The organism is Idiomarina sp. UBA3162 (assembly GCF_002364475.1).
Taxonomy (GTDB): domain Bacteria; phylum Pseudomonadota; class Gammaproteobacteria; order Enterobacterales; family Alteromonadaceae; genus Idiomarina.
On the sequence record NZ_DEYI01000074.1, the window covers coordinates 1 to 24,648 of the forward strand.

A 24,648-nucleotide genomic window follows, 5' to 3' on the forward strand; every position below is an offset into this window, starting at 1 on the left:
TAGCAAATACCGATGTGGCGGGTCAAGACGAGGACATTTGGCAGAGCCGTTTGCTCGCTCGTCAACCCGTCTCGATCATCGGTATCCCCGGTTTACCAATTCAATCATTGGCTGACCCTGCACTATGCAACCGCGCATGGGTGTTGCCACCGACCAGCGCGCCATTACGCTCGGGATTCGATATGTTGGCGACTCAGTATCAGTGGTCGCCGCAAATTATTGCTGAGGCGGATGATATGGCGATGTTGCGTTTGTTGGCACGTGACGGCGGCGCATTGGCTGTGATCCCTGACGTTGTGGTCAAAGACGAGCTCGATAGTCGGCGGCTACAAAGATATGTGACATTACCCAATTTGTTTGAGCAGTTTTACGCAATTACTATCAAACAGCCTTTCCAGCACCCTTGGCTCAGCCGCTTGCTTGCGCGTTACGATTAGCGTGAACGCGAGCGTTCAAACTCGGTTCGCAGAGCCTCCACTTCGGCTTTGCTGAGCAGCTGCTGCACACTGCGCGGCTGTGCACGACGATGCCAGCGCGTTTGGGCTCTGCGCTTCAGGGTTTCGTCGAGTTGTCGATTTATTGCCGCCCAATCGATCGTCATGACCTGCTCCTAATCAAATAAAGTGCCACCGACGGCTCTGAGTTATTCGGGGGGTCACCCAAGCCGTCCGATGACGTATAAACAGTATGCCGTGAGGCCTTATTCAACAAGGTGTGAAAGCGTAAAAGGTTCGTAAAGGTGAGTACTTACAAACATGTACAGTTAATTTAAGTATGAAGGGTGCGACAATTTGTCACATGGTCAAGCACGATTCAGTTTGTAAACTGTGCTGCAAGTTAACGTGTTCACCATCGGACTATAAACATGCAGAAATCCTTTACACTCACTCGTACTAGTTTTCTTGTTTTCACCGCCCTGAGCGCGCTTTCAAGTCAGGCTGAGACCACTCAGGACGCCACCGAAATTATTGAAGTCAAAGGCCATCAAAGTCAGCGTCCTTTGGGTGATTTATCTCAACAGCTACGCGAGCAAGGCGTCGACTTTTCTGCAGCCGGCGGCGTATCGGCCTTGCCCGTTATCAACGGCATGATGGGTGATCGCGTTAAAGTGATTATCGATGGCGCCGAGTTAACCGCCGCTTGCGCTAATCAAATGAACCCTCCACTTTCCTATATATCAGCGAATCAAGTAGCGGCAACACAAGTTATAGCCGGTATAAAACCGGTGCGTAGCGGAGGTGACAACATCGCGGGTGTTATCAATTTAGAACAAATGCGTACTCAGTTTAGCGATACCGAGCAGCTCTCCTGGCAGCAAGGCTATTTCGCAAGCGAGTATCAAAGTAACGGCGACAAATGGTTAGCCGGCGCAGGCGCCCGGTGGGCGAGCATAAATTGGTCGATTGATTATCAAGGAGCCTACGAGGCGTCCAACAGCTATGAAGACGGTCATGGCGATACCGTGCTCGATACGCTCTATCAAGCGCAAAACCATGCTCTCACTACGGCTTGGCGCGATGAACGGCAGCAATTGACCACTAAGCTCACGGCGCAAGCCATTCCCTATCAAGGTTTTCCCAACCAATATATGGACATGACCGATAATCAAAGTCTGGGGGCGCATGTTAAGTACCAACGAAACTTGGCTCAAGGCGCTCGCTTCACGGGCTACTTTAATTGGCAATCAGTCGAGCATGAGATGGGGTTCTTCACGGACGAAAAGCCCGGCACGATGCCGATGATCACCGATGCCAGTGATCGCAGCTATAAACTGCATTGGGCGCTTCCTATCTCGTTGATAGGAACTCATGCAAGCGATATTACGCTAGGTCACGAATTATTCGATTATCAACTCGAAGATTACTGGCCTGCCTTGGCTGGCTCAATGATGATGGGACCCAACCCCTACATCAATATCAATGACGGCAAACGTCAGCGCATCGCTGTATTTGCCGATTCAGATACGCAACTGACCAGCGATTGGTGGATTAATGCGGGTGTGCGCATCGAGCATGTACGCACCGATGCGGGAAAAGTACAGCCATACAACGATAGTCCAATGATGGGTATGCCTAATCCTGATGCAACTGCAGCAACAACCTTTAATCAAGCCAAGCGCGAACAAACAGACACCCTAGTCGATTTCACCGTGGCCGTTAAGCATAGACTAGACGCACTACAAACCCTCGAACTGGGTATCGCACAAAAGAATCGTGCGCCCAATTTATATGAGCGCTACAGTTGGGGACGTGGAACCATGGCAACCACTATGATTGGCTGGTTCGGTGACGGCAATGGTTATGTGGGACGCATTGATTTAAAGCCAGAAACAGCGCAAACCCTCAGTGCAACTTATCAATTAGAAAGCGCTCACGATGATTGGCAACTTTCGCTAAGTCCGTTTTATACGCGAGTAGATGACTACGTTGATGCTGAGGTGATCGGTACATTTAATCGCGGTACATCCCCCGTAACGGCGCGCAACATTCTACAGATGACCAATGTTGACGCCACACTAAAAGGTATCGATGCCCAATATAACCAGCGTTGGAGTCAACTCTTGGGGGTTGACGAGTGGCGGCTGAGTGCGTCCGCAAAATACACCCATGGCGAACAACACAACGGGCGTCCACTCTATCAGATTCAACCACTGACCCTGCGCGTCGCGCTCAGTCAGCAATGGGGGGGATGGGAACAAACCGTTGCAATTGAACACGTCGCAGAAAAAGATCGTGTCGATCCGCAGCGTTTGGAAAACCGCACTGAGGCCTATGAACTCATCAACTGGCAACTCAGTTACACCGCTGCACAGTGGCAGGTCAATATGGGTATCACCAATGTATTGGATGAGTTTTACCGACAGCCACTCGGCGGCGTCAATATTGCGGCGCAAAAAGCGGCTGCCAACGACGGGTTTGATAATATTGCCGGCGCGGGACGTTCAATAAACTTTGGCGTCCGTTATACATTTTAAGTAAGCTTGCTCTGAGTGTATTTAATGAGGCGGTAACATGATTTTGCTTATCTGTATGGCGGTGTTTCGCAAACGCCGCCTCACAGTCATTTGGATGTTTGCCCTGCTACTGCTCGAAATAGTCGCGCTCAACTTGCTTATCGCGTTTAACGGCGCCGCAAGTAACCCTTTCAGCGCGGTACTCTTGATTCCAGTCGTGATGGCGTGCGTTTGGCTACCTCACTCCGCAGCAGTGGCGGTTGTTGGCTTAAGCATCGCAGCGCAGTGGACCCAGTGGCAGTTCACTCAGTTCGATGCCAGACACGCCATGCTTGCTCATGCACAGGGCATGCTGCTTGGCTTCACGATTACCAGTGTCTTGATAATGACCGTAGTGTTCTACTTACGTCATCGGCTTAATCAACAAGAGCATCAACTACACGCACTGCGCGAAAAGCAATTACGTAACGAGCAGCTATTGGCAATAGGTACCGCCGCCGCACAACTTACACACGAATTGGCGACACCGACACAGGCAGCACAGTGGCTTCTCGAGGAAGCACTAGAAAAAACGCAGCCCACGCCCGATTGGTTAAACGACCTCAGTCTACAATTTTCTCGCATCCAAAATAAGCTCGAGCACTGGCGCCATGTCACGGACGACGTACGTCATCAACGTACTGTCAGTATCAATGCACTTGCCCTAGCGACGGAGATTCAACATGTGATGCAGTTGGCGCGTCCTGAAGTCGCCATCAGCTGGCAGGTCGAGCATCAGCTTGAGTCGGTCAACATCAACGCTGACCGCACGCTGTTACCCGCGCTAAGCAATGTCATTGTCAATGCCTGCGATGCGCAAAAGCAAATCAGCGACGCGCCCGTTTTAGCGTCTATTATGACCCACCAAAACGGATTCTGTATTGAAGTACGCAATGCCGGCCATTCAGATAATTTGAGTCAACTCGGACAACGACTCATGCCAAGCGATGACGGTCATGGTGCAGGGGCAGTGATCAGTAATGCCACTTTAGAAAAGTTTGGCGGAACGCTACGCTGGACTCACGCAAATAATGAGGTAGTCACGTGGATAACGCTTCCCTTATCATCATAGATGACGACACAAGCTATCGTAGTGTATTACAACGTCGGCTCACTCAAAAAACCGACTTTTCGGTGGCAGCATTTGCCTCCACGGAAGAGGCGCTCAACGCACCCAAATCATCGCACTGTCATGGGATCATTTTAGATATGATGTTGACTGATGAATCGGGGCTTGATGCCATCGCTCAACTCAAGCGACACTTTACCCCAAACCATCTGATCATGCTCACTGGCTACGCAAGTATAGCGACTACGGTCGAAGCAATGCGACGCGGCGCAACCGACTACCTGGCCAAGCCGGTCGCCCTCAACACCCTGCTTCAAAGGCTTATTCCGACGCACAATTTCTTTGCCACAGAACCACCCGAAACCACACTGACGCCCGCCCAACTCGAATGGGAACATATTCAACGCACCCTGCTCGACCACCAAGGCAATATCAGTGCAACGGCTAAAGCGCTAGGCATGCACCGGCGCACGCTACAACGCAAATTACAAAAGATGTCACCTCGTGGATGAAATATAAACAATATACGCTAGACATTTACAGCACGTGTTTTATATTTGTTAAAATTGTATTCAAAAAAGTATTCTTCTTATTATATAAAAAGAATCAGGGGTGCAGTTTATGCCATCGTCTCGGGCCACGACACTCATACAATCGGGGTTAATGAACTCTGTCTCCGAGCGCGCATTCGACAATATCGCTTATATCGCGAAACTGATATTCAATACCGATATCGTCTTAATAAGCCTGGTCGATGACGACCAACAGTGGTTTAAAGCGAAAATTGGCCTCTCGCTATGTGAGACGCCTATCGATATATCCATTTGTCAGTTCACCATTCAAAGCGATGAACCCTTTATCATCAATGACGCATTAACCGACAGTCGGTTTTCTAATAACCCCTTGGTAACGGGCTATCCATTTATACGTTTCTATTGCGGTATTGCGCTACATGCACCCAATGGACAGCGTATTGGCACCCTGTGTCTGATTCACGGCTCGCCACGGACAATAAGCAGTCATGAGCTCAAGATTCAACGTCATCTCGTACACATGATCGAGTACGAATTCATGCGCCGAAGTCGTGCTCCGTTGCCCGATGCCGTGCAACCCAGCCGACTAAATGAAGTGATTATCAAAGCGCAGCATTTATTGCTAACAACCCATAACGATCAACTCACCTTTGATATTCTACTCGATGACATTCTAAAACTAACCTCGAGCGCGTTTGGGTTAATCGGTGAGGTCCTCTACGATGAGGAGCAGCAACCCTATCTCAAGGTCCATAGCCTCACTAACATCGCTTGGAACGCGGAAACCAATGCGCTATTTGAGCGCAATAAAGGTAATGGCTTAGAATTTAGAAACCTCGACAACTTGCTCTGTAAACCCCTGGTTACCGGTGAGGTATTGATAACCGATAACCCAGCAGAAGATAACCGATCGGGAGGTACACCCCACGGCCACCCGCCTATCCAAAACTATGTGGGAATCCCCGTATACTCCGGTGAGACAATGGTCGGATTAATCGGCCTAGCAAATCGTATTAATAAATACACGCCCGCTTTCGTTGACTCTCTGCATGCGCTGACCTCGGTTGTGGGTGTACTAATCGAGCGTAACCGCATGGTACAAGAGCGCAAGCAGTTTACCGTCAACCTGCAGTATGCCGCCTTTCATGATGAGTTGACGGGTTTGCCCAATCGGCGTCAGCTTGATCGAGACATCAAAAAGCTCACGCATGCGCAAGCCCCTTCACAGTTTTCTATCTGTTACATCGACTTGGATGGGTTCAAGCCTGTTAACGATAATTATGGTCACGAAGTTGGTGATAAGATACTCAAGCTAGTCGCTGCGCGCATTAAGCATCTCGTGTCATCTAAAGACTCTATCGCCCGCATTAGTGGTGACGAATTTGTCGTGCTATTGAACCGACCCGCTAATAGAGACGACTATCAACAAATTATAGACGCTATCGCGCAACCGTATTCAATCGACGACATTATTATCATGGTGTCGGCGAGTATGGGGGTTGCGGTATACCCCAATGATACGCCTAATGCTGAACAGCTCATCCGATTCGCAGATCAGTCAATGTATCAAGCGAAAAGTGAAGGCAAGAATCAGGTCAGTATTCATGATGCCAAGCAAGCTTTAGAACGAGAACATAAGATAGAGTTTATAAAAGAGCTCCTTTATGCCATCGATGATCGGCAGATAGAGTTTGCCTACCAACCCAAATTTAATATGCACACCAACCAAATAGTGGGTGTCGAAATGCTCAGTCGTTGGCGTCACAAAACCCGAGGTCTATTGATGCCAGGGGCGTTTATTCCACAAATTCAAGGTTCACAAGCCGCGATAGCGCTCGACCACCACGTGCTGAATGAAGCACATCACTTGGCAGCAATGTGGCGCCGTTCAGGCCACAAAATCAATGTCAGTGTTAATATTAGCGGTGATTACTTCAACAGCGATTTATTTAAACGTCGGTTAGAAGCCATGTCGGAGTCAAATACTGGGCGCGATAATGGTATTACGCTCGAGATTTTAGAAACCACCACAATCGATGACCTCGATGAAGCGGTCGACATACTGAAGCGCTGCCACCTCTGTGGCTATCGTACCGCACTCGACGACTTCGGCACACACTACTCTTCTCTCACTTATTTTAGACGTTTGCCCGTTGATGAAATCAAGATTGACCGTAGTTTTATTACGAACCTAAAAACGAATACCAACGATGAAGCGATTGTCGAAAGCATCATTTATTTGTGCGGTCGCTTTAATCGTGAAGTGGTCGCCGAGGGCGTGGAGACCCAAGAGCAAGCCGATCATTTGCTATCGCTGGGATGCCATTTGATTCAAGGTTATTTAATTTCGCCCCCTGTCTCGCTAGAAGAATTAAGCTATAACGCCATACTGTCATAAAAGCTTCATCTAAATCCTTATAATGAATGGCCGATAAACAAAGAATCTTCAGTTCTTTGAGTTCATTGCTATACGCCGCTCACCCTCAAACTATGGATTTTCAATGTCGATTAAGCAGAAGTTATACTTACTCGGTACAGGCGTTATTGTTGCCTTGCTGGTGTTAATGGGGATTTTTCTTTTCTCACAAGCTCAGATCGCATCGATAAACAAGGCCGATCAGCAACAATCACGACTCAGTCGCCTGATCAGTGAACTACGCATAGCCGAGAAAAACTTCTTACTCGACAGTGACCTCAAGTACAGTCAGTCAGCTCAGCAGCAAATTGCGCGTATTGATAGTACCTCAAAAGAACTGAAACAAACCGTCACTTACCCTGAAGTGTTAACATTACTTGATCGCATCGACGATGCCGTTAGCGTTTATCAACAGCGTTTTATTGCGCTTGAGCAAGCGATGGTAGATCGCGGGCTCACAAGGAAACTGGGTGCCTACGGGGCACTTCGCGATGCGACACACCAACTTGAGGCGGTGCTTGATCAGCGTAACGATAACGCCACCTTAGTGACTTTACTGCAACTTAGGCGCGCAGAAAAAGACTTTATGCTGCGCTGGGAAGATGGTTACGTCGATAAGGTCGCACGTATTGCTGACCAACTTAGCAGCCAATTGGCGGGTTCCGCGAGTGACCAAAGTAAAGTCAAAGGGTACTTAGTTGAATTTAACCGTTTCGCTGCACTTTCAAAAACCATCGGTTACACGCTCACGGATGGGCTCAAAGGCGAGCTCAGAACACAAGGAAGTGAGCTGAATGACACACTTAGTAACCTAAGCAACGTGCTCAATGAACAGCTCGCCGAACAACAAGCTCAAGCCACTTGGCTACCGATTATCATGACCTTACTAGTTATCGCGCTCATGATTGTGATGCTCTACTGGGTAACACGCTCGATCAACAAGCCATTACAGACGCTCAAAGCTCAGCTGAGTCAAATCCAAGAGAACAATGACTTGTCACTGCAGCTGGATAAACATCAAAACGATGAGTTTGGTGCAGCGGTTGATCACGTCAATCAACTACTCGCTTATTTTAGAAGCGTGATAGACAACATTCGAAAAACCAGTGTGAGCGTGGGCGACTTATCTCAACAACTATCCGGTACCGTGTCACATTCTTCTCGTAAAACCGAGCAACAAAATGCGGAAATCGAACAGGTGGCCGCGGCGGTTGATGAGGTGGGCTCAACGGCACATACCATTGCCGAAGACGCCGAGGGTACAGCGCAACAAGTCGACGAAATTGCTCAACAGGCCTCAACGGGTCGCAGCGTCATCAACTCCGCCGTTGAGAAAGTCAACTTCCTTGCCGAACGGTTGGCAAATAGCAACCAACATGCCTCTGAACTTGCCAAACGCAGTCAAGGCATCAGCGATATTGTTGCCGTTATTAATGGTATCGCCGAGCAAACTAACCTACTCGCGCTAAACGCAGCGATTGAGGCCGCCCGTGCGGGCGAGCAAGGACGTGGATTTGCCGTTGTTGCAGACGAGGTACGTAATTTAGCGCAGCGTACGCAAAAATCTATCAATGAAATTGAGCAAATTGCGACACAACTTTCAGAGCAAACAACGGTTATCGTACAGTCATTGGAAGAGTGCAATGAGCTAGGTGATGAAAGCCGACAAGAAGCAGCGCGTTCTGGCGACCTATTTACTGAAATTAATGAGCAGTTAATTAAAGTAAATGACCGTTCAGCCTCTATTGCCACTGCTGTTGAGCAACAGTCGAAGGTCGTTGATGACACCTCGCAAAATGTCGTGCGAATTAAAGACGCAACCAATGACATTTTAGCGGATGCACGCACCAATGCGGAGACAGCCGAGCAACTAAGCCGATTCGCGCGCGAGTTAGGCGATTCCGTTGCACAATTTAAATGCGATTCGGGTCGCTAGGTATTACTCATTTTCCATCAATATAGCCAAATACATTTGATAATTGTTCTTATTAGCAATATCATTCAGGCAATCTTAATGAATGATGGAATGCCCTATGACGCAAAGGCAATGGTTTAAAATTCACGGATGGTGTTCGCTCCCCATATGGATCGTATTTTGTTTCGTCTGTATCACAGGCACCATCGCGGTATTTAGCCACGAGTTAACTTGGCTATTTAACGAAAACGCACGTGCTTTAAACCCCAATGATTTAGCGCCAATCGCTATGTCAGAGCGCGTCGCTGCGGTTAAAGCCCTGTATCCATCCGCACATATAACAACCGTCATGACGTTCGAGTCTTACCTGACCAACGCGGTGATGTTTTCTGCTGACTCCGTTCCAGCGGGCATAGCTTACGTCAACCAATACACAGGCCAAGTGCAGGAAGTCAATCAAGGTATTACCTTTATCAACTTCATGCGATCTCTGCACGGCTGGCTACTATTCCCTTGGCAAAGTAGCTACAGCGTCGGCTACTATCTGGTATCGGCGATGTCCTTTGTGATGATGGGTGCCTTAGTCAGCGGCTTGGTTATCTACAAACGTTTTTGGCGCGCCTACACGCAACCTAAGATTCGGGTGAAACAAGGTAAAAAGTCGATCCTTTCAGACCTTCACAAACACGCCGGTGCGTGGTCTATCTGGTTTATCATGATCATGAGTTTGACGGGTCTGTGGTACTTCACGCAACAAGTACTCTGGCATGCGGATATCGATATCGAGCCTCATGCACCGACAGTGAATATCAGTGATGTTCCGCGTGGTGAAGCCCCAGCTGAACCCGCTGTCAGCTTTGATCAAGCCATGCAAATCGCACAAGCACAATTCAGTGACCTACAACCCAGTTATGTCATGATGCCAGAGCACAATCGCGATATGTATAAGATTATGGGCGGTGGAGACTTCATTTTTTATGATCAGTATTCCTACCGCTTAGCCATCAACCCATGGACAGGTGAAGTTGCACAGGCTGACTCTCCCGCCAATATGTCACCATTGCAAACCGTCATGCATGTCGTTGATCCATTGCACTATGGCACTATCGGCGGTATCTGGACCAAAGCGATTTGGTTTGTTTTCGGTCTCATTTTGTCAGCGATGTCGATCACAGGGTTTATGATTTGGAGCTCAAAAATAGTACAGGCAGCGCGCGCTAAAAAAGCGGCTAAGCGTGAACAAAAGCTGTCAGAGCAAGGAGCATGATATGGCACGTTTGAAGAATACATTTTGGCATCGTAACAAATTCAAGTTATCGGGTCTGATACTCATACTGCCCATCTATTTTCTGTACGAGTCGTTGCAACCACCGGAATTTCCCGAGGTATGGGAATCAAAACCTGTGGGGCAGCTTGAGCTGGCATTGCAGCCAATGAACAATGAACCGCCCTACGCGCACCATGAAGATTGGGTTAAAGATTTCTCAGTTTGGGTCAATGATGGCGCTATCAAAAATATCCGCCAAGCCTATATCAATATCGGCCCGCGCCCATTGCCATTGAACCAATTGGAACAAGACGATGTGGGTATTCTACACGGCAGTGATAGTTTGCAACATGTACACGCCATCGCACCCCAAAAATATTCACCGTCTGATCAGGTGTGGCTGACGTTGCAGAACTGGGATGGTAGTCAACATGTTCAATCGTGGTCGTTACCGCCGCAATGGGTTCCCGCGAGTTAATGTAAATTACACTAGCCAATTTCCGTACTTTTGATTACTCTGCCACTATAACTCGTTGATGGAGTCATCCATTTGCGCATTGATCGTGTATTTCGAAAGCTTGCAAACACGCTACCCTTCATGATGGCGTTCATCGATACTGAACGCCGCTATCAGTTCGTTAACGAGCGCTATGAACAGTTCTTTGACGTCAAGCTCGACGAGCTTAAAGGCAAGTTGGTCGCCGAAGTGCTCGGTGAGCAATCTTACAAGCGTATCTCTAAAATCCATTCCAAAGTGCTCGCGGGTGAAGACGTTTCACTGCGGGAAAAAGTGACGCTCCGTAATGGGCGTGTATTACAGCTTGAAATTAAGTATGTCCCAAACCAAAACCAACGTACGGGGCAAATTAACGGATTTTTCGCCATTATTAACGACGTCACTCATTACGCATCGGCATCCGAAGTATTACGCGCCGTCCATGATGTGATGAACCGACAATCAATGGGATTATCCACCGATCGCATTACCAAACTGCTCAAACTCGGCTGTGAATACTTAAATACCGATATCGGTATTGTAAGCCGAGTGGTTGATAATGAGTATACTGTTAAATACGCGTGGTCCACCGGTGATCCTATTCCCCCCGGGACACAGTTTGAACTCGGTAATACGTACTGCTCGGTCACTTTGGCGGCGAGTGATGTGATTGCTACACGTCACGCCTCAACGAGTAAGGAGTTCAGCGGACACCCGTGCTATGCTGCGTTTAAATTAGAGACTTATCTCGGTCTGCCAATCCGTATCAACGGGAAAGTATGGGGCACGCTCAATTTTTCTAGTCAAACCTCGCGCGGCGCGCCCTTTACCGATCTCGATAAAGAGCTCATGGGTCTTCTCTGCTCGGCAATAGAAACGTTGATTATCAACAACTCAAAGACCGATCGCCTCGAGCGCCTCGCCTATACCGACTTTCTCACAGGGCTCAGTAACCGCTTATTCATTAATGAGTTCTTTGAGCGTTTGGTCTATCAAAATCGTGAACGGTTGAACCAGTACTACTGCGTATTAGTCGATATTGACCACTTTAAACAGCTCAACGATCAATTTGGTCACGACGCCGGAGATGCTGTATTGCAAGCGGTCGCGCTTGAGTTCACCGACAGCCTGCGCAATGATGATGTATGTGCTCGCGTTGGTGGTGAGGAATTCATGTTACTTATACACGCTGACGACAGAGTCGATATTAAACGCGTAGTTGAGCGCCTCCGCCAAGACATAGAAAACTTAAAAATAGAACATGATGACGAAATAATTACCACGACGGTATCTATCGGTGTTACTAAATTGCAAGAGCAAGACAGCTTCAACCTTGCGTATAAACGAGCCGATAAGGCGCTTTACCAAAGTAAATCGGACGGTCGCAACTGTACGCGTTGGAACTAACCTTAAATTTTTCTTAAAAGCGGTGATCTAAAGTCAGCACCTGAGACTAAATTACTACTCAATCGTTCTTAAAAATCGTAAGTTCAACAAGCTTTTTTAAAGTTGTTCAAAAAAAAGTCGAACAATAAGAAGCTCTCTAATTGAGTATGACAACATGGCAAAACTAACCTCTCGCTCTATCGTGGATATTCTCGGTGCCATTATCGCCGATGAACTTGGACGTATGCGCATGGGCGATGAACAGCTCTGGAAAGGTCGCCAGTGGCAACCCAACACCCAAATAGTCTTTGCCAGCAAAGCAACCGATGATGCACAGGAAGTCATCGTCGATTCGTTCGAATGGATGTCCATTGCTAGCCGCGTCGTTGAGTTTTTTCAGCTCGACAGCAGTGGATTAGAAGATTACCTGTTACGTTTCTCAACGTTACAACAATGGGCAGAGGTAATAGAAACGAGTCGTGAAGATCATCAACTCGATATCACCTTTTGCTCATCGGGTTCGGTCGCACAGGTGTCACATCACCGCCATGATTGGATGGCGTTGCTCGCCGAAGCGCAATTTTTCATCGATTTTATTAAGCGTCATGATGTCGAAGTTCAGCGCGTCGTTAGTTTTGTACCACCGCACCATATCTACGGTTTTATCTTTTCAGTACTCATACCCGAACTCCTCGACATACCGGTCGTAAGAGGCCACAAGGCGTTTTCAATGACCCAAGCACAGCAACTTAAAAACAATGACCTGCTGATTGGGTTTCCCGCCGCTTTTGAACAGTTTGTACAGATGGAAACGGCCTTTCCTCAAGCCGCCAATGCCATCTGCTCAACGGGGCCCTGCGCACCTGCAGTACTGAACGCACTGACTCGTAATGGACTCAACAGTGTATTCGAGATCTATGGTAGTACCGAGACCGCAGGTGTTGGTATTCGCAATGATCCTAATCAGCCTTACCAACTTGTGCCGCGTTGGATCAAGCAAGGCACACAACAACTAATGGATAATCTATCGCGCGAACTCATTGACTTACCTGATAGCATCCAATGGCATGGTCCCGGTTTATTTGAGCCGCTAAAACGCAATGACGATACACTTTCAATCTGCGGTAAATCAGTCCATCCAGACACTATCGCTGAGGTAATCCGCCAACATCCCAATATCAGTGATGCACGCGTGCGCCTTAATCATGCTCATGAGAGCCACTCCCTCAAAGCACTGCTGATAGCCGACCCAGAACAACGCTCAGGTCAGTCAGAAACGTTGATCGCACAAGTGCGTACGTGGCTTGCCGATAAGCTTGAACCGCATGAGCTACCTAAACGTTTCGCTGTGCGTGACTCCATTCCAACCAACGAGCTCGGTAAGGAAATCGATTGGGACTCACAGCCTGATTTAATGCGCCGTTAATAGGCACTGATGGCTTGTTGCGACTGACACAGCTCGACAAGCCAGTCCCTCAAAACTTGAATAGAACTGCGATTGGAAAGCGTGCTCGGCACCACAAAATAAAAGCTATCGCCCGTTTTAAGTCCATGCATAGGTAACCTGACTAACTCTTGCTCACGCTCCCGCTGCGTCGTCATAAACTCATTCAATAGCGCGATACCGTGGCTATGTTTAGCAGCTTCAGCGGCCAATAATAAATGACTAAAATGATGCACCTTGGCACTGCTAGGTAAGCGCTTCCCGCCTTGTTTAAACCACATTTTCCAATCATAGCCAGGCGTTGCATGGGCAAACGTATAAGTGGCTGAGAGTAATGGAAAGGCGAGTAAAGCACTTGGATCGCGCAGTTCGTCTAGCCGCGACCGAATGTCGTAAGAGCAATACGGATATAAATATTCGTCGTACAAATGGGTCACTTCAAAACCGCTCTTAGGCGGTTGTGTCGTTATAAAGCAATCCGCTAACGCGCGTTCGAAGCCACCGTCTTCGGTAAGCATGGTGAGTGTTAAATCAACATTTGGGTAGCGTTGCCGGAAACGATCAACCGCTGGGATTAACCACTTCACCGCCAATGAACCATAAGAAGCAAGACGCACGAACCCTGCATCGCCGTGCTGCAGTTGCGAAAACTCACGCTCTATTTGCGCGAGCGGCTCCTCGATATTTTGGTAAAAGGCTTCTCCCGCTGCGGTGAGCAACAACTGCCGCCCTTTACGAATAAACAAAGCTTGCCCTAACCGCTCCTCTAACAGTTTAATTTGGTGACTCACCGCGCTTTGCGATACGAATAACTCCTCAGCGGCTTTAGAAAAGCTGCCTCGGCGGGCTACCATGGCGAAATAATGGATCGATCTAAACGGTACACTCATACACTAGCATCTAAATTACTCATAGCTACTAGATTTTAATATCATTTTTAATAATATCAAACACACTTTATCCTAACCCCATCTTCAACAACTCATCAGGGGGTTCATCATGGATAAAGCCTTAATTGCTGCAGTGTTATGGTTGGTGTTAGGCAATAATGTCGCGATTCTATCGGACTCACTGATTAAGATGTTGGACAGCTTCGACGCGCCGTTTCAATTTGTCTTATTACGGCAAGTCAGTGCAGTACTTATCCTGCTGCCGCTTATTAAACTGCGTGGCGAAAGATTGGCACCCAAAGGTTTGCGTTGGCATGCAGCGCGTGCTCATATCTGGCTATTCGGCACTGCCTTGATGGTACTGTCACTCACCACTCTGCCGCTTGCTACTGCCAATGCGTTATTTTACGCAGCGCCCATGCTGACAGTCATCATCGCGCGCATGGCATTTAAAGAGCGCGTTACGTGGCACAGTACCGTCACTGTCGGGCTGGGGATGCTGGGCGTGCTCATTATTGTGAACCCCACTGAATTTAACCCATTTGCCGTCGCGGCGTTATTGGTAGCGGGTAGCTTGGCCGTTAATAACCTGCTGATCAAAAAGCTGCCGCGCGAACACGGTATTTTACAGACCTTGTTCCTAACCAACCTGCTGGGACTCCCAGTGGGCATTGCGATGGCGATTTGGGAAGGTGCAGCGTTTGAATGGCAACGTCTACTGTTTGCCACCGGTTCGACCCTGTTTATTATGATTTATGCTGCTACCTGTATCTACGCTTATCGGGCGGTCGATAGCGCAAAAGTCACCAGCGCCGAATATACAGGTCTGATTGGCGCCGTTGCGATTGGTATGGTGTTTTTTGCTGAACAGCCAGGGCTTAACTTCTATATCGGCTCAGCGATGATTGTTGCGCCACTGATATGGCAAAGCTGGGCGTTACAGAAAAAACCAGCGACTTCTTAACCGAAGTCGCTGCTACAGCTGCTATTCATACAGCTTGGCGACCACCGTCATGTTCCATTCGCCCAATTGTTGCTCTTGCGCCTCATTAAACACCGTGCGTGCTGCTGAGGTCATTGGCGCGACTTGGTCGGCTGCTTGCAAACAATAGCCCAGATCTTTTTCAATCAAATCAACCGGAAACTGAGGATCATACGCTTCGCTTACCATGGATTTGCGCACGATACCTGCGGTCTTGCTCCATACCGGTGTCGTCGATACCGCCTCGAGGATCGCATCCGGGTCTTGCCCTTGTCGCTTGAGCATGCCAATCAACTCTGCAATCGTCGTTACTTGAATACCCATTAAGGTGTTAGTCACTAATTTGGCAAGTGCGCCGGAGCCCATCTCTCCGGTGTGATTGACTTTTTTTCCCATCAGCGATAAGACAGGTTCGGCGCGTTTTACCAAATGGGCATCACCGCCCACTAAATAGACTAACTCTGCATTCTGTGCTTGCGGACGCGAGCCTGATACGGGCGCCTCAATCAATTGTTTACCGCGTTGTTGAGCCTGCTGTGCCAGCTCTTTTACCCAGTCCACTGACAAAGTAGAGCTCTCAATCGCAATCGCATCATCGCTCATGCCTTTAAAAGCGCCGGTTTGCTCATCCAACCAAACCGCTGCAGAGGCATCATCATCACGCACCATCGCAATCACGAGTTCGGCGCCTTGTGCTGCCTCAGCCGGCGTATCAGCCCATTGAGCGCCTTGTTCAAGCAACGGCTTAGCTCGGGATTCAGTGCGATTCCAAACCGTCAAAGAATGTCCTGCATCAATGAGATGCTGCGCCATGCGAATACCCATCGCCCCTAAGCCTAAAAATGCAATCTGTGTCATATTTACACCTTAATATTTGCCAAAACGAGCTAAGTAGTGTCAGTGTACTACGTATAACGAACGATTTTGATTAGCCATTAGTATCGAATGGTCTACAAATTAAGGAAGCCACCCAATTATGAAACGTATTTTCCAATTCCTCCTCAAAGGGTTAGCCATTTTGCTACCGATTATTGTCACCATCATGTTGGCGCGTTGGTTGCTCGTCACAGTGGAGACATGGTTGAGTCCGATTTGGAAAGCCTTGTTAGGCGAGAGCTATTACTTTCCGGGGCTCGCGTTCGCTAGCTTTCTATTACTTGCAGTACTCATTGGCTTTACCTCGCAATGGTCATTTTTGCAGTCCATTTGGCAATTACCAGGTAAGTTGATGAACAAATTGCCCCTGCTACGCAACCTATACGGCACCATTAACGATATATTCGATATGATGCAGGGCAAAGACTTTGCCGATGAGTCCGTCGTGCTAGTGACTATGCCGGGCAGTAAAATGCAACTGATCGGTATCGTCACCAAACGCAGTGATAAAAAAGCAAAAGACAAAAACGATAAGTTAGTGAATATCATGCCAGACGACCATGTCGCCGTATTCCTGCCAATGGCCTACAACGTGGGTGGTTACATGATTATGGTGCCAAAAGACTGCGTTCAATCGATCGATATGAAGCCGGCTGATGCTCTGCAATTGACAATCAGCGCAGGACTTGGCAAGAGCCAAGGCAACTTCAAATCAGATGACAACGACTAAACGGGCCGTTGATTGGCTTTGTCTCGGTACATCGCCTGATCGGCGCGAATAAGGATATCCTTAACGCTACTTTCAGGCGCATTGAAGACTGCGACGCCAATACTAAGCGAGGGACGGATGCTGGCTTTACCCCACGCCAATGCGCGCTGTTCAATTTTCTGTCTTAATGACTCAGCTAACCGTTGCGCGCTGTCCTCATTCTTAATGCGGTGCATAATCACGACAAACTCATCACCTCCTAATCGTGCGACGATATCAGTCATTCGCACGCCACTCAGGATCTCATGAGCGACCAATCTCAGTAATTGATCACCTGCCTCGTGCCCATAAGTATCATTGACTTCTTTAAAGCCATTGAGATCAATATTTACAACAGCAAAGGCTTGTCGCCCCTGATTAAGCTCCGTTAACTTATCTAAATGAGCCATAACAAAACGGCGATTATATAAGCCCGTTAGCTCATCTTCATGAGCAAACCTACGCACCACACGATAAGATCGCCAGAGCGCGAAAACGGCCGCAAATATTAGAAAGCCAATCATTAGCAAACCAATACGCAGTGCCATTAATTGCCGAGACAAAGTGACCGGAATCTCTGTATCAAACTGAGCACCAACGACCCACTCACCATTGGGGATATTAATGACCGAAGTGAAGTCGGTGTCTTCAAAAATCTGCTGGTCACCGAAAAACACCGCGCCCTCCATCCCTTCGGCATCAACACCTCGAATAGCTACAGGTTCATCACTCAAGTCGGCAAACCCTGAAACCTCCATCAGCGAAGGATAATCGATAACTACACTGATACTCCCCCAGTAATCGTTGTTCACCGGATAGTCATTAAAAACAGGAAACCGTGCTATTACAGCTTTACCACCCTGAACAAGCTCGAGTGGGCCAGATAAGAACACGTCTTGTAATTCACGTGCTTTTAAGACGGTGCGATATTGGTTGGGCGTTGACCTGAAATCAAGACCTATTGCACGCTCATTACCTTGTGGAGGGTAGTTCAGTAGAATAACATCATTAGGTGCAATACCCACGTTACGCACATGAGTTGACTTGCTCATCAACTTTTCACCTAACTCTGTCCAATTTTGTATGGCCAGTTGCGGGTCGATTGTGATCACAGTGGCTAAGCTGTCAGCCAAAAACACGTCGCGAAATAACTCGGCCTCTAACTTTGACTTTGCCAAAGACACGACTTCGCGAAGTCGTTCGTTCTGCTTAGTAAGTTCGCGTTCTTTGAGCAAACCAACCACTGTACTCGTGGCTTGGTAAACAACCACAGAGTAAATTAGAAAAACAATAACACCGATAATATACTGCTTTTTCTTCACATCGACACCCATCGCTGGATTTAGAATAATTTAATATTTTTGAATCATACGTTCAAAAATAGCGAAAGGTCACCGTTATAACAAAAATTATGGCGTGTAGTAAAATGTTGTTTTATTGTTAATCCAGGGTGGCAAGGCTCATCCAAATTGCCAAACTCGCGATGACAACCGCCGAGCTACCAATCCAACGCGCACGGGTGGGCGTATGGGAAAACGCAATCAATGCAGCGCCTGTCAGCATTAGAAGAAAAGCCATAACGACAAAATCAATAGGCGTCCAGTTGACTTCTTCTGAAAACTGCATTGCCACTGCCGGAATAGCTAAAATGACCACAGTCACACACACCACAACCAACCATTTACTCGACTCTCGCACGGTATTTTCCTCTCAACGTTATTGACCGACAGACTTGTTCTTAAACACGATATAGCCTATTAACGTCAGTAACTGCACAATGATATAGCCAGCCATGGTGGGAAACGAGCCATCTGCAAGCACCACCATGCCAAAAATGATTAGAGGGAAACAGACAATAAATAGTTCAAATAAAGCGCGTTTGACCCACGTGCCCTTTTCCTGTTCAGACATAAAACCTCCAGTACGCTAAGCACTTCAATAACCTTTAAAAAAGCCCGCAATCTCTTTTCCTTTTGCGTGCTCACTTTGCGCTAAAAACAGTTGGTAGAGATTATGTTTGATGAGCTTGCGTCGAAGCAAGAATAAATTGACAGAAATATAAGCGGTCAGCGTGAATAAGGTGAGACCAACGAGCAACATTGCTAATGTAAGCAGAGGAAGATGATAAGCGCTTAACAACAGCGTAAAAAACACCGCGCCGGATACTAAGCTCATTTCCCATTTAATGGCGCTAAGCGCTACTATTAAAACTTTTAAGTTCAACATACGACATTATTGTTGTTTTTATTTAACGATTTAAACTTGTAAGCACCGCGTAAATGTCTGAACGATCACTTCAAACAGTGTTTACACTAAAATAACAATCATCCATATTGTAGGAATCAGATTACAAAATCAAGGATGTCCAATGAATAAAATCATGTTTGTATTGGCACTGATCGCCAGTCTATCAGCGTGTGAGAGTCATCAAGCTGAGCCCTATCAAAAAGACCGCTCGGTCGAATCTCGGGATGAATACAACGGCCTTGAAGGTATGGAGCAGTATCAAAAAGATGAAATTGAACGGATGAAAACCGATAAGTCCGAGGCCTGCCAACAAGCACAAATCGATCTCGCCGAAGCAGAAAGTGAGGGCGATACAAAACGCATCAAGCGTTTAAAAGCACTGGTAGAGGACGTGTGCAACTAACAATTGGCCCTTGCTTCGCGTTAAGCCGGCTGATACAACAAGGCTCTACTCAGTCAATAGTGGAGCCATTGTGAATTTAACTCGTCTCGTCGCCCGATTAAAAGCTGACCGTCCGTATTCTCGCAATGCCGGAGACTGGATCATTGCCGCCGAAAGCGACCGTGGCCGGATCATAAATTCTGCGGCGGTAAGGCGTCTACAACAAAAAACACAAGTATTCCCACTTGAGCGCAATGCCGCGGTGCGGAGTCGTTTAACGCACTCTCTCGAAGTACAACAAAACGGCCGCTATATAACGCGTGAGATCGGCGAGCGGCTTAAACAAGCGCGCCACTTTGAGACGTTAGAAGAACAAGGCACCTCACCCCATGAATTGTTCCGAGTCATGGAGAGCTGCGTTGAAATGGCGTGCATCATGCATGATATCGGCAACCCTCCTTTTGGTCATTTTGGCGAGGCAGCAATAAGTAGCTGGTTTGCGACACATAATGATGAATTATTTGCCGGTTTCAATGAGCCCGACGCCGCTGATATTAAGAATGAATTGCAGAGTTTCGAAGGCAACGCGCAAGCGATTCGTTTAATTCACTCATTGATGAGTCTCAACCTAACCTACACACAGGTCGCCGCGGTATTGAAGTACACTCGTTTGGCAAGTCAGCCCAAGCCCAGTAAAAGCGACCCATTAAGTTATTTGGGTAAAAAACCCGGTTATTATCTAGCCGAGCAAGCACTGATCAATGATCTCTACCAAGTATTGGATCTCCCACAAGGACATCGTCATTTCCTCAGCTACATAATGGAGGCGGCTGACGATATTTCTTACGGCATCGCGGATCTCGAAGATGCCGTCGAAAAACACGTTCTTAACCGCGAACAAGTTGCCGAAGGCATTCGAGAGCACTTTAGCCGTTTAGGCGGCGATCCCGACAAAGCCGAACTTCTGTACAACGGTAAAGCGATTTCGGTGAACGATATTTTAGCCAAAGCAAGCTACTACGCGGCAAAAGACAGCATTGATACAGACAACCAGTTTTTTATCTGGCTACGCGTCTATGTTCACCATATTTTAGTCAATCACGCTGCGCAGCGCTTTATCGACAACTTTGACGCTGTGGTTGATGGTTACTTTAATGAAGCCTTACTCGAGGATGATAGCCCGGCCCACCGGCTTAGCGAAGCGCTGCAAAACCTCGCCTTCAAACGAGTATTTAATCAACCCGAAGTCGAACAACAAGAACTACGCGGTCATACCATTATTCTTGGCTTACTGGATATCTATGCCCCGCTGCTCAAACTCTCGACCGAAGACTTTCAAGGACTGGTGCGTGAGAAGGCTAAAATACAACGCGCTTATCCACTAGCAAGCCGTTTATGTCATAAGCTATCAGGTAAACACGTGCGCGCTTATGTCAAAGCAACCGATACCGACGTTTCGCCACTTTGGGAACGCTACTATCGCTGTCGCTTAATTCAAGATTATATTAGCGGAATGACCGACCAGTTTGCATATGATGAATATCGTTCACTGCGCGTTATCGATTAAATGGAGAAAAAAAATGAAACCCCTCATTAAGTCAGCACTTATCGCGCTACCATTATTCCTCGCCTCTGTTGCAGCACATGCAGATTACCGAGTCGATACCAAACTTTACCAAGCGGGCCAGCTTGTCGGAGCGCCCTCAATGGTGGTCAAGGCGAATCAGCCCGCTACCGTCAGCGTCAATTCCACTTACGATATTGAACTGATGCTCGAACCTTATGACAGCCAACAAGTCCGCGTGACAGCGACTGTTAACTTGCACGGTATTCCGATGCGCCCCACCCTGTTGGTCGAATTGGGTAAACCCAATACGCTCACTATTGGTGATAGACGCATGGAAGTAGTGGTCAACAAATCCCAGTAGCTGCAAACGTTGGTGTCGCGCGTAACGCGCGACCTACCATGAGCCGTACATTGGATTAGGTAAAATAACGATATCCTTGCCAAAACGAGGCAATAAGACGTTCGGATCCGCAGACGCTTGTGTAGTTTGCGCAATATCTTCAATATTGTCGCCTACTTGCATCACAATATTATGCGGCTGTGACCATTCGGTCGCAGGCTTCACAGAGGGGCTATAACAGTCGACATCGCCGCTCGATAGTTGCTGACGACGTAAATCTTTGTCATTCACAATCGCCTGCCCATCAACCGCTTCTTTATCCGCTTGGCTGCGCCCCATCAAGCACGTATTGTCGGCATTTATGGGCAGCCCCATGGCCAGTAAGTTTTGCCAAGTGTAATTATCTAACTGCTTATCTCGGTTAGTCACTAAGGCTACTTTGCCCCCCGCACTCACCACTGACGTAATAAAGTCACTCGCTCCTGGCACCAGTTTCGCTTGTTTACTTTTGACCCACTGATTCCAGCTCGCTGTCGAATACGATTGTCCGGTTTGACTCAGCATGGCCTGATAACCGCTGTTATCCAATACCGTCTCATCAACATCCATCACCACAACCCAGTTTGTCGGTAGCTCACGCTGCATAAGCTGTAACGCTGCGTCTCGGTATATGGCTCGAGTGATGAGTGGATATTCTTGGCTTTGCGTTTGCCACTTTACTGACGGAGGCAAAACGGTCGACGCCGAGCTTCCCTCATGGTTGGGCTTTGTACTACAGGCTCCCAGTAAAGTTAGACTTAAAGTGGTTACCAGGGCCGTTACAGTTAGTCGCACAACATTCTCCTTTTAGAAAAGCGAGGTCGCATTATCCACCGAGCAAAAATCTAGCGCAATACAACGCGGTTACGTCCAGCCTTCTTGGCGCTGTAAAGATTTTCGTCAGCACGCTTTAATATCGCTTCAGCAGTATCATTTTTCGCCCGCACGGTGGCCCCCAAGCTGATGGTCACTTTAATGTGTTTATTCTGGACTTTACGTTGGCCTCGTTGTTGCTTGCCTTCATTGCCACGCTTGGGGCGGCTGGCATCACGTATCGAGAGCGGATAACTCGCCACTGCCTTGCGTACCTCTTCGAGCTGCGCCTTTAACCGCGCCTGATCGTTATGGGCGAAGACTAAGGTGAACTCTTCCCCACCATAGCGATACGCTTTAAGTCCTTTTTGCTCAGCAAGAATTCGCCCGAGCAGACGCAACACCTGGTCACCAACATCATGACCATACTTATCATTAAACTTTTTAAAATGATCAACATCGAGCATACATACTGCACTGCGTCGCTTGAGGTGTTGCAGTTGACTCATTAAGGCTCTTCTCTGCGGCAGGCCAGTTAGTTCGTCAATATAAGCTAAACGCAACAGTTGGTCTGCTAGGGCAACAATCAATCCTGTCGCTGCCACAATCACAGTCCAACTCAACGCATCGGACGCAGACCCAGTTAACAACAGCGCCATCATGACCAACCACGCGGCCCATTGCGCCCACCGATAGGCGGCTGATACTTGATACATCAGGAACGTTGCCCAAGTTGCCGCAATTGCCAAGACAAACAAGCCGTACGCTAACTGCGGGTAGTCATCGCGCAAAGCGGCGGTCATTAACCAATGCGAAGGATTCAAAGCGGCGATGGCCGCCCCTAGCGGCGGCCATAACAAACCCAGTGGCAAGCCAAGTAATAGAATGAATAAGCCTTTACCTGCCCATGTTCTTAACGAAGGTATTGGGGCGAAACTCAACAACAAGCTCGATAACACCCACCAAATGGGTAGTGCATTGACCGCATCACTGTGCTCGGCCAGATAAAAAGCGCCAGCATTGCCCGCCAGCCACGCTGCCCAGTGCGTCCATCGCCACTGTCGAAAAAACAAAGTAAGTAGTAAAAACACACCAATAGCACCGCTCACAACTTGAGCGGTCGAGAAGGGCAACGCAGGTAACCAATGCGGAAATAAACAGCCAACAAATAACCAAACTAATGCGGGTAAAACGGCCAGCAACGCCAATGTGTACTCCCTTCAGCGGCTTGTTATGAGTTTTTTATTATTGTACGTTTATTCAGGAGTTATTACCAACACACGCCTGTCGATATCAACCTTATTTAGCGTTGTAAACTTGTTTCAATATAACGCATCACCCGCGAAATGCGCCGGGGCAGCTTCGCAGTTTTACGCGTCACACAGTAGATGGGTTCAGCCACAGGCTGTGGTAATCGATGAATATTAAAAGACTCGCCGCCTTGCGATTGCTCCACCGCAAACTCTGGTAATACGGTAAAACCCAGCCCACGTTTAACTGGCTCAAGAATCAAGTTAATTTGATTTGAGAACCCGCGTTTTTTAAATTCACTCATATGAGAGAACTCATTAAAATTTTGGCTCAGTAACAAGTTTCCGTGATGATAACCATCGGGGTGGTCAATAAAGCCCAAACATTGCAATGTTGAAAAGTCAATCTCCTGAGTGATTGGCGGCGTAATTAACAGCAATTGCTCTTGACTCAGTTGCGTAAATCTCAGCCCCTCTGCTATCGGGGCCTGGGTCATCAAACCGATATCCACTTGTTTGTCAGTAATACGAGCCTCAATGTCCGCATTAGGCGCAAAGCGATAATCGATGACTAAATCTGGAACATCCATTTGTAACGTCAGCAACGCATCGTATAACTTCAACCCAACGCTCCCAGGCGACATAACCCTGACCTCTCCACGGTCATCGGGGTCCTCTGATATCCACTGTGGCAAAGATTCCAGTTGCTCTACCAAGTCCGACGCCGTCAGCAGTAAGCGCTGCCCTGCCTCCGTTAACTCAAATGCGTGATGATGCCGCTCAATAAGCGAGATCTCTAGCTGCTGCTCGAGCTTCTTGATGTGTTGGCTCACCCCCGACTGCGTCATAAACAATAGTTCAGCAGTGCGCGTGAAGTGTTGTGTATTCGCCAAGGTCACAAACGTACGCAACCAAATTGGATTAACCATAACAATACGTAATCAATTTAATGAAAAACAATAATTTCACATAATGACAGGTTGTTTTGTAACCTAC

Annotated in this window: 25 protein-coding genes; 15 read left to right on the forward strand and 10 right to left on the reverse strand. The window is 47.8% G+C overall.

The annotated features are described in order from the left end of the window. Positions 1 to 437 (forward strand): LysR substrate-binding domain-containing protein (locus B2X00_RS09500; RefSeq protein WP_290487315.1); only part of this gene is annotated, 437 nt, incomplete at its 5' end. Here B2X00_RS09500 and B2X00_RS09505 read toward each other — a convergent pair. Next, a complete protein-coding gene (locus tag B2X00_RS09505) occupies positions 434 to 601 on the reverse strand; it encodes a hypothetical protein (protein WP_171903949.1) in 168 nt (55 codons plus the stop codon). The genes B2X00_RS09500 and B2X00_RS09505 overlap by 4 nt on opposite strands. A 264-nt stretch (positions 602 to 865) precedes the next feature. Here B2X00_RS09505 and B2X00_RS09510 point away from each other — a divergent pair, with 264 nt between their 5' ends. From B2X00_RS09510 to B2X00_RS09550, 9 genes are all read left to right on the forward strand, one after another. Further along, the gene (locus B2X00_RS09510; RefSeq protein ID WP_290487316.1) at positions 866 to 2,974 is read left to right on the forward strand and encodes a TonB-dependent receptor plug domain-containing protein; all 2,109 of its coding nucleotides are present in this window, start codon (positions 866 to 868) and stop codon (positions 2,972 to 2,974) included. Positions 2,975 to 3,011: 37 nt separating this feature from the next. Beyond that, on the forward strand, positions 3,012 to 4,064 hold the full coding sequence (locus B2X00_RS09515) for a GHKL domain-containing protein (RefSeq protein WP_290487317.1): 1,053 nt from the start codon (positions 3,012 to 3,014) through the stop codon (positions 4,062 to 4,064). Beyond that, positions 4,037 to 4,573 (forward strand): response regulator transcription factor, encoded by a 537-nt coding sequence (locus tag B2X00_RS09520; protein ID WP_290487318.1) that lies wholly within the window; start codon positions 4,037 to 4,039, stop codon positions 4,571 to 4,573. The genes B2X00_RS09515 and B2X00_RS09520 overlap by 28 nt, the downstream gene beginning before the upstream one ends. Positions 4,574 to 4,682: 109 nt before the next feature. Next, complete coding sequence (locus tag B2X00_RS09525) at positions 4,683 to 6,992, forward strand: bifunctional diguanylate cyclase/phosphodiesterase (RefSeq protein WP_290487319.1); 2,310 nt, start codon at positions 4,683 to 4,685, stop codon at positions 6,990 to 6,992. A 103-nt stretch (positions 6,993 to 7,095) separates the two neighbouring features. Next, positions 7,096 to 8,946, forward strand: a complete 1,851-nt coding sequence (locus B2X00_RS09530) for a methyl-accepting chemotaxis protein (RefSeq protein WP_290487320.1) — start codon at positions 7,096 to 7,098, stop codon at positions 8,944 to 8,946. A 97-nt stretch (positions 8,947 to 9,043) separates the two neighbouring features. Next, a complete protein-coding gene (locus tag B2X00_RS09535) occupies positions 9,044 to 10,192 on the forward strand; it encodes a PepSY-associated TM helix domain-containing protein (protein WP_290487321.1) in 1,149 nt (382 codons plus the stop codon). A 1-nt stretch (position 10,193) separates the two neighbouring features. Continuing rightward, positions 10,194 to 10,670 (forward strand): hypothetical protein, encoded by a 477-nt coding sequence (locus tag B2X00_RS09540; RefSeq protein ID WP_290487322.1) that lies wholly within the window; start codon positions 10,194 to 10,196, stop codon positions 10,668 to 10,670. A gap of 72 nt (positions 10,671 to 10,742) precedes the next feature. Beyond that, on the forward strand, positions 10,743 to 12,095 hold the full coding sequence (locus B2X00_RS09545) for a sensor domain-containing diguanylate cyclase (RefSeq protein WP_290487323.1): 1,353 nt from the start codon (positions 10,743 to 10,745) through the stop codon (positions 12,093 to 12,095). Positions 12,096 to 12,249: 154 nt separating this feature from the next. Next, on the forward strand, positions 12,250 to 13,500 hold the full coding sequence (locus B2X00_RS09550) for a hypothetical protein (RefSeq protein ID WP_290487324.1): 1,251 nt from the start codon (positions 12,250 to 12,252) through the stop codon (positions 13,498 to 13,500). On the opposite strand, the gene B2X00_RS09555 is transcribed toward B2X00_RS09550, so the two are convergent. Continuing rightward, entirely contained in the window at positions 13,497 to 14,408 is a 912-nt protein-coding gene (locus tag B2X00_RS09555; protein WP_290487325.1) for a LysR family transcriptional regulator, read from the reverse strand. The genes B2X00_RS09550 and B2X00_RS09555 overlap by 4 nt on opposite strands. A gap of 109 nt (positions 14,409 to 14,517) precedes the next feature. Here B2X00_RS09555 and B2X00_RS09560 point away from each other — a divergent pair, with 109 nt between their 5' ends. Next, positions 14,518 to 15,372, forward strand: coding sequence for a DMT family transporter (locus B2X00_RS09560; protein ID WP_290487326.1), 855 nt, complete (start codon positions 14,518 to 14,520; stop codon positions 15,370 to 15,372). 21 nt (positions 15,373 to 15,393) lie between these two features. Here the strand turns inward: B2X00_RS09560 and B2X00_RS09565 are convergent, their stop codons facing one another. Next, positions 15,394 to 16,248, reverse strand: coding sequence for an NAD(P)-dependent oxidoreductase (locus B2X00_RS09565; RefSeq protein WP_290487327.1), 855 nt, complete (start codon positions 16,246 to 16,248; stop codon positions 15,394 to 15,396). Between the two features lie 118 nt (positions 16,249 to 16,366). Between B2X00_RS09565 and B2X00_RS09570 the strand changes: the two genes are divergently transcribed. Further along, positions 16,367 to 16,996 (forward strand): DUF502 domain-containing protein, encoded by a 630-nt coding sequence (locus tag B2X00_RS09570; protein ID WP_290487328.1) that lies wholly within the window; start codon positions 16,367 to 16,369, stop codon positions 16,994 to 16,996. Here B2X00_RS09570 and B2X00_RS09575 read toward each other — a convergent pair. The 4 genes from B2X00_RS09575 to B2X00_RS09590 form a co-directional block, all read right to left on the reverse strand. Beyond that, positions 16,993 to 18,336, reverse strand: coding sequence for a diguanylate cyclase (locus B2X00_RS09575; RefSeq protein ID WP_290487329.1), 1,344 nt, complete (start codon positions 18,334 to 18,336; stop codon positions 16,993 to 16,995). The two genes, B2X00_RS09570 and B2X00_RS09575, sit on opposite strands and share 4 nt — an antisense overlap. A gap of 118 nt (positions 18,337 to 18,454) precedes the next feature. Then, positions 18,455 to 18,712, reverse strand: a complete 258-nt coding sequence (locus B2X00_RS09580) for a hypothetical protein (RefSeq protein ID WP_290487330.1) — start codon at positions 18,710 to 18,712, stop codon at positions 18,455 to 18,457. 18 nt (positions 18,713 to 18,730) lie between these two features. Continuing rightward, positions 18,731 to 18,925: a hypothetical protein gene (locus tag B2X00_RS09585; RefSeq protein ID WP_290487331.1), complete on the reverse strand. Its 195-nt coding sequence runs from the start codon at positions 18,923 to 18,925 to the stop codon at positions 18,731 to 18,733. 24 nt (positions 18,926 to 18,949) lie between these two features. After that, entirely contained in the window at positions 18,950 to 19,189 is a 240-nt protein-coding gene (locus tag B2X00_RS09590; RefSeq protein ID WP_290487332.1) for a hypothetical protein, read from the reverse strand. A 193-nt stretch (positions 19,190 to 19,382) separates the two neighbouring features. Between B2X00_RS09590 and B2X00_RS09595 the strand changes: the two genes are divergently transcribed. The 3 genes from B2X00_RS09595 to B2X00_RS09605 all read left to right on the forward strand — a co-directional run bounded on the left by B2X00_RS09595 (position 19,383) and on the right by B2X00_RS09605 (position 21,571). Further along, complete coding sequence (locus B2X00_RS09595) at positions 19,383 to 19,664, forward strand: hypothetical protein (RefSeq protein ID WP_290487333.1); 282 nt, start codon at positions 19,383 to 19,385, stop codon at positions 19,662 to 19,664. Positions 19,665 to 19,734: 70 nt separating this feature from the next. Continuing rightward, entirely contained in the window at positions 19,735 to 21,210 is a 1,476-nt protein-coding gene (gene dgt, locus B2X00_RS09600; protein WP_290487334.1) for a dGTPase, read from the forward strand. Positions 21,211 to 21,223: 13 nt separating this feature from the next. Beyond that, positions 21,224 to 21,571: a hypothetical protein gene (locus B2X00_RS09605; RefSeq protein WP_071463435.1), complete on the forward strand. Its 348-nt coding sequence runs from the start codon at positions 21,224 to 21,226 to the stop codon at positions 21,569 to 21,571. A 33-nt stretch (positions 21,572 to 21,604) separates the two neighbouring features. Here B2X00_RS09605 and B2X00_RS09610 read toward each other — a convergent pair whose 3' ends face one another. From B2X00_RS09610 to B2X00_RS09620, 3 genes are all read right to left on the reverse strand, one after another. Then, positions 21,605 to 22,282, reverse strand: coding sequence for a 5'-nucleotidase, lipoprotein e(P4) family (locus B2X00_RS09610; protein ID WP_290487335.1), 678 nt, complete (start codon positions 22,280 to 22,282; stop codon positions 21,605 to 21,607). 152 nt (positions 22,283 to 22,434) lie between these two features. Further along, a complete protein-coding gene (locus tag B2X00_RS09615) occupies positions 22,435 to 23,610 on the reverse strand; it encodes a GGDEF domain-containing protein (RefSeq protein WP_290487336.1) in 1,176 nt (391 codons plus the stop codon). A 95-nt stretch (positions 23,611 to 23,705) separates the two neighbouring features. Next, positions 23,706 to 24,581, reverse strand: coding sequence for a LysR family transcriptional regulator (locus B2X00_RS09620; RefSeq protein WP_290487337.1), 876 nt, complete (start codon positions 24,579 to 24,581; stop codon positions 23,706 to 23,708). Positions 24,582 to 24,648: the final 67 nt, after the last annotated feature.

What these genes read in the sequence shown, in the direction of transcription:
- B2X00_RS09505 (WP_171903949.1), bottom strand. Translation starts at nt 601, where the DNA reads ATGACGATCGATTGGGCGGCAATAAATCGACAACTCGACGAAACCCTG.
- B2X00_RS09510 (WP_290487316.1), top strand. Translation starts at nt 866, where the DNA reads ATGCAGAAATCCTTTACACTCACTCGTACTAGTTTTCTTGTTTTCACC.
- B2X00_RS09515 (WP_290487317.1), top strand. Translation starts at nt 3,012, where the DNA reads ATGATTTTGCTTATCTGTATGGCGGTGTTTCGCAAACGCCGCCTCACA.
- B2X00_RS09525 (WP_290487319.1), top strand. Translation starts at nt 4,683, where the DNA reads ATGCCATCGTCTCGGGCCACGACACTCATACAATCGGGGTTAATGAAC.
- B2X00_RS09530 (WP_290487320.1), top strand. Translation starts at nt 7,096, where the DNA reads ATGTCGATTAAGCAGAAGTTATACTTACTCGGTACAGGCGTTATTGTT.
- B2X00_RS09535 (WP_290487321.1), top strand. Translation starts at nt 9,044, where the DNA reads ATGACGCAAAGGCAATGGTTTAAAATTCACGGATGGTGTTCGCTCCCC.
- B2X00_RS09540 (WP_290487322.1), top strand. Translation starts at nt 10,194, where the DNA reads ATGGCACGTTTGAAGAATACATTTTGGCATCGTAACAAATTCAAGTTA.
- B2X00_RS09550 (WP_290487324.1), top strand. Translation starts at nt 12,250, where the DNA reads ATGGCAAAACTAACCTCTCGCTCTATCGTGGATATTCTCGGTGCCATT.
- B2X00_RS09555 (WP_290487325.1), bottom strand. Translation starts at nt 14,408, where the DNA reads ATGAGTGTACCGTTTAGATCGATCCATTATTTCGCCATGGTAGCCCGC.
- B2X00_RS09560 (WP_290487326.1), top strand. Translation starts at nt 14,518, where the DNA reads ATGGATAAAGCCTTAATTGCTGCAGTGTTATGGTTGGTGTTAGGCAAT.
- B2X00_RS09565 (WP_290487327.1), bottom strand. Translation starts at nt 16,248, where the DNA reads ATGACACAGATTGCATTTTTAGGCTTAGGGGCGATGGGTATTCGCATG.
- B2X00_RS09570 (WP_290487328.1), top strand. Translation starts at nt 16,367, where the DNA reads ATGAAACGTATTTTCCAATTCCTCCTCAAAGGGTTAGCCATTTTGCTA.
- B2X00_RS09585 (WP_290487331.1), bottom strand. Translation starts at nt 18,925, where the DNA reads ATGTCTGAACAGGAAAAGGGCACGTGGGTCAAACGCGCTTTATTTGAA.
- B2X00_RS09590 (WP_290487332.1), bottom strand. Translation starts at nt 19,189, where the DNA reads ATGAGCTTAGTATCCGGCGCGGTGTTTTTTACGCTGTTGTTAAGCGCT.
- B2X00_RS09595 (WP_290487333.1), top strand. Translation starts at nt 19,383, where the DNA reads ATGAATAAAATCATGTTTGTATTGGCACTGATCGCCAGTCTATCAGCG.
- B2X00_RS09605 (WP_071463435.1), top strand. Translation starts at nt 21,224, where the DNA reads ATGAAACCCCTCATTAAGTCAGCACTTATCGCGCTACCATTATTCCTC.
- B2X00_RS09620 (WP_290487337.1), bottom strand. Translation starts at nt 24,581, where the DNA reads ATGGTTAATCCAATTTGGTTGCGTACGTTTGTGACCTTGGCGAATACA.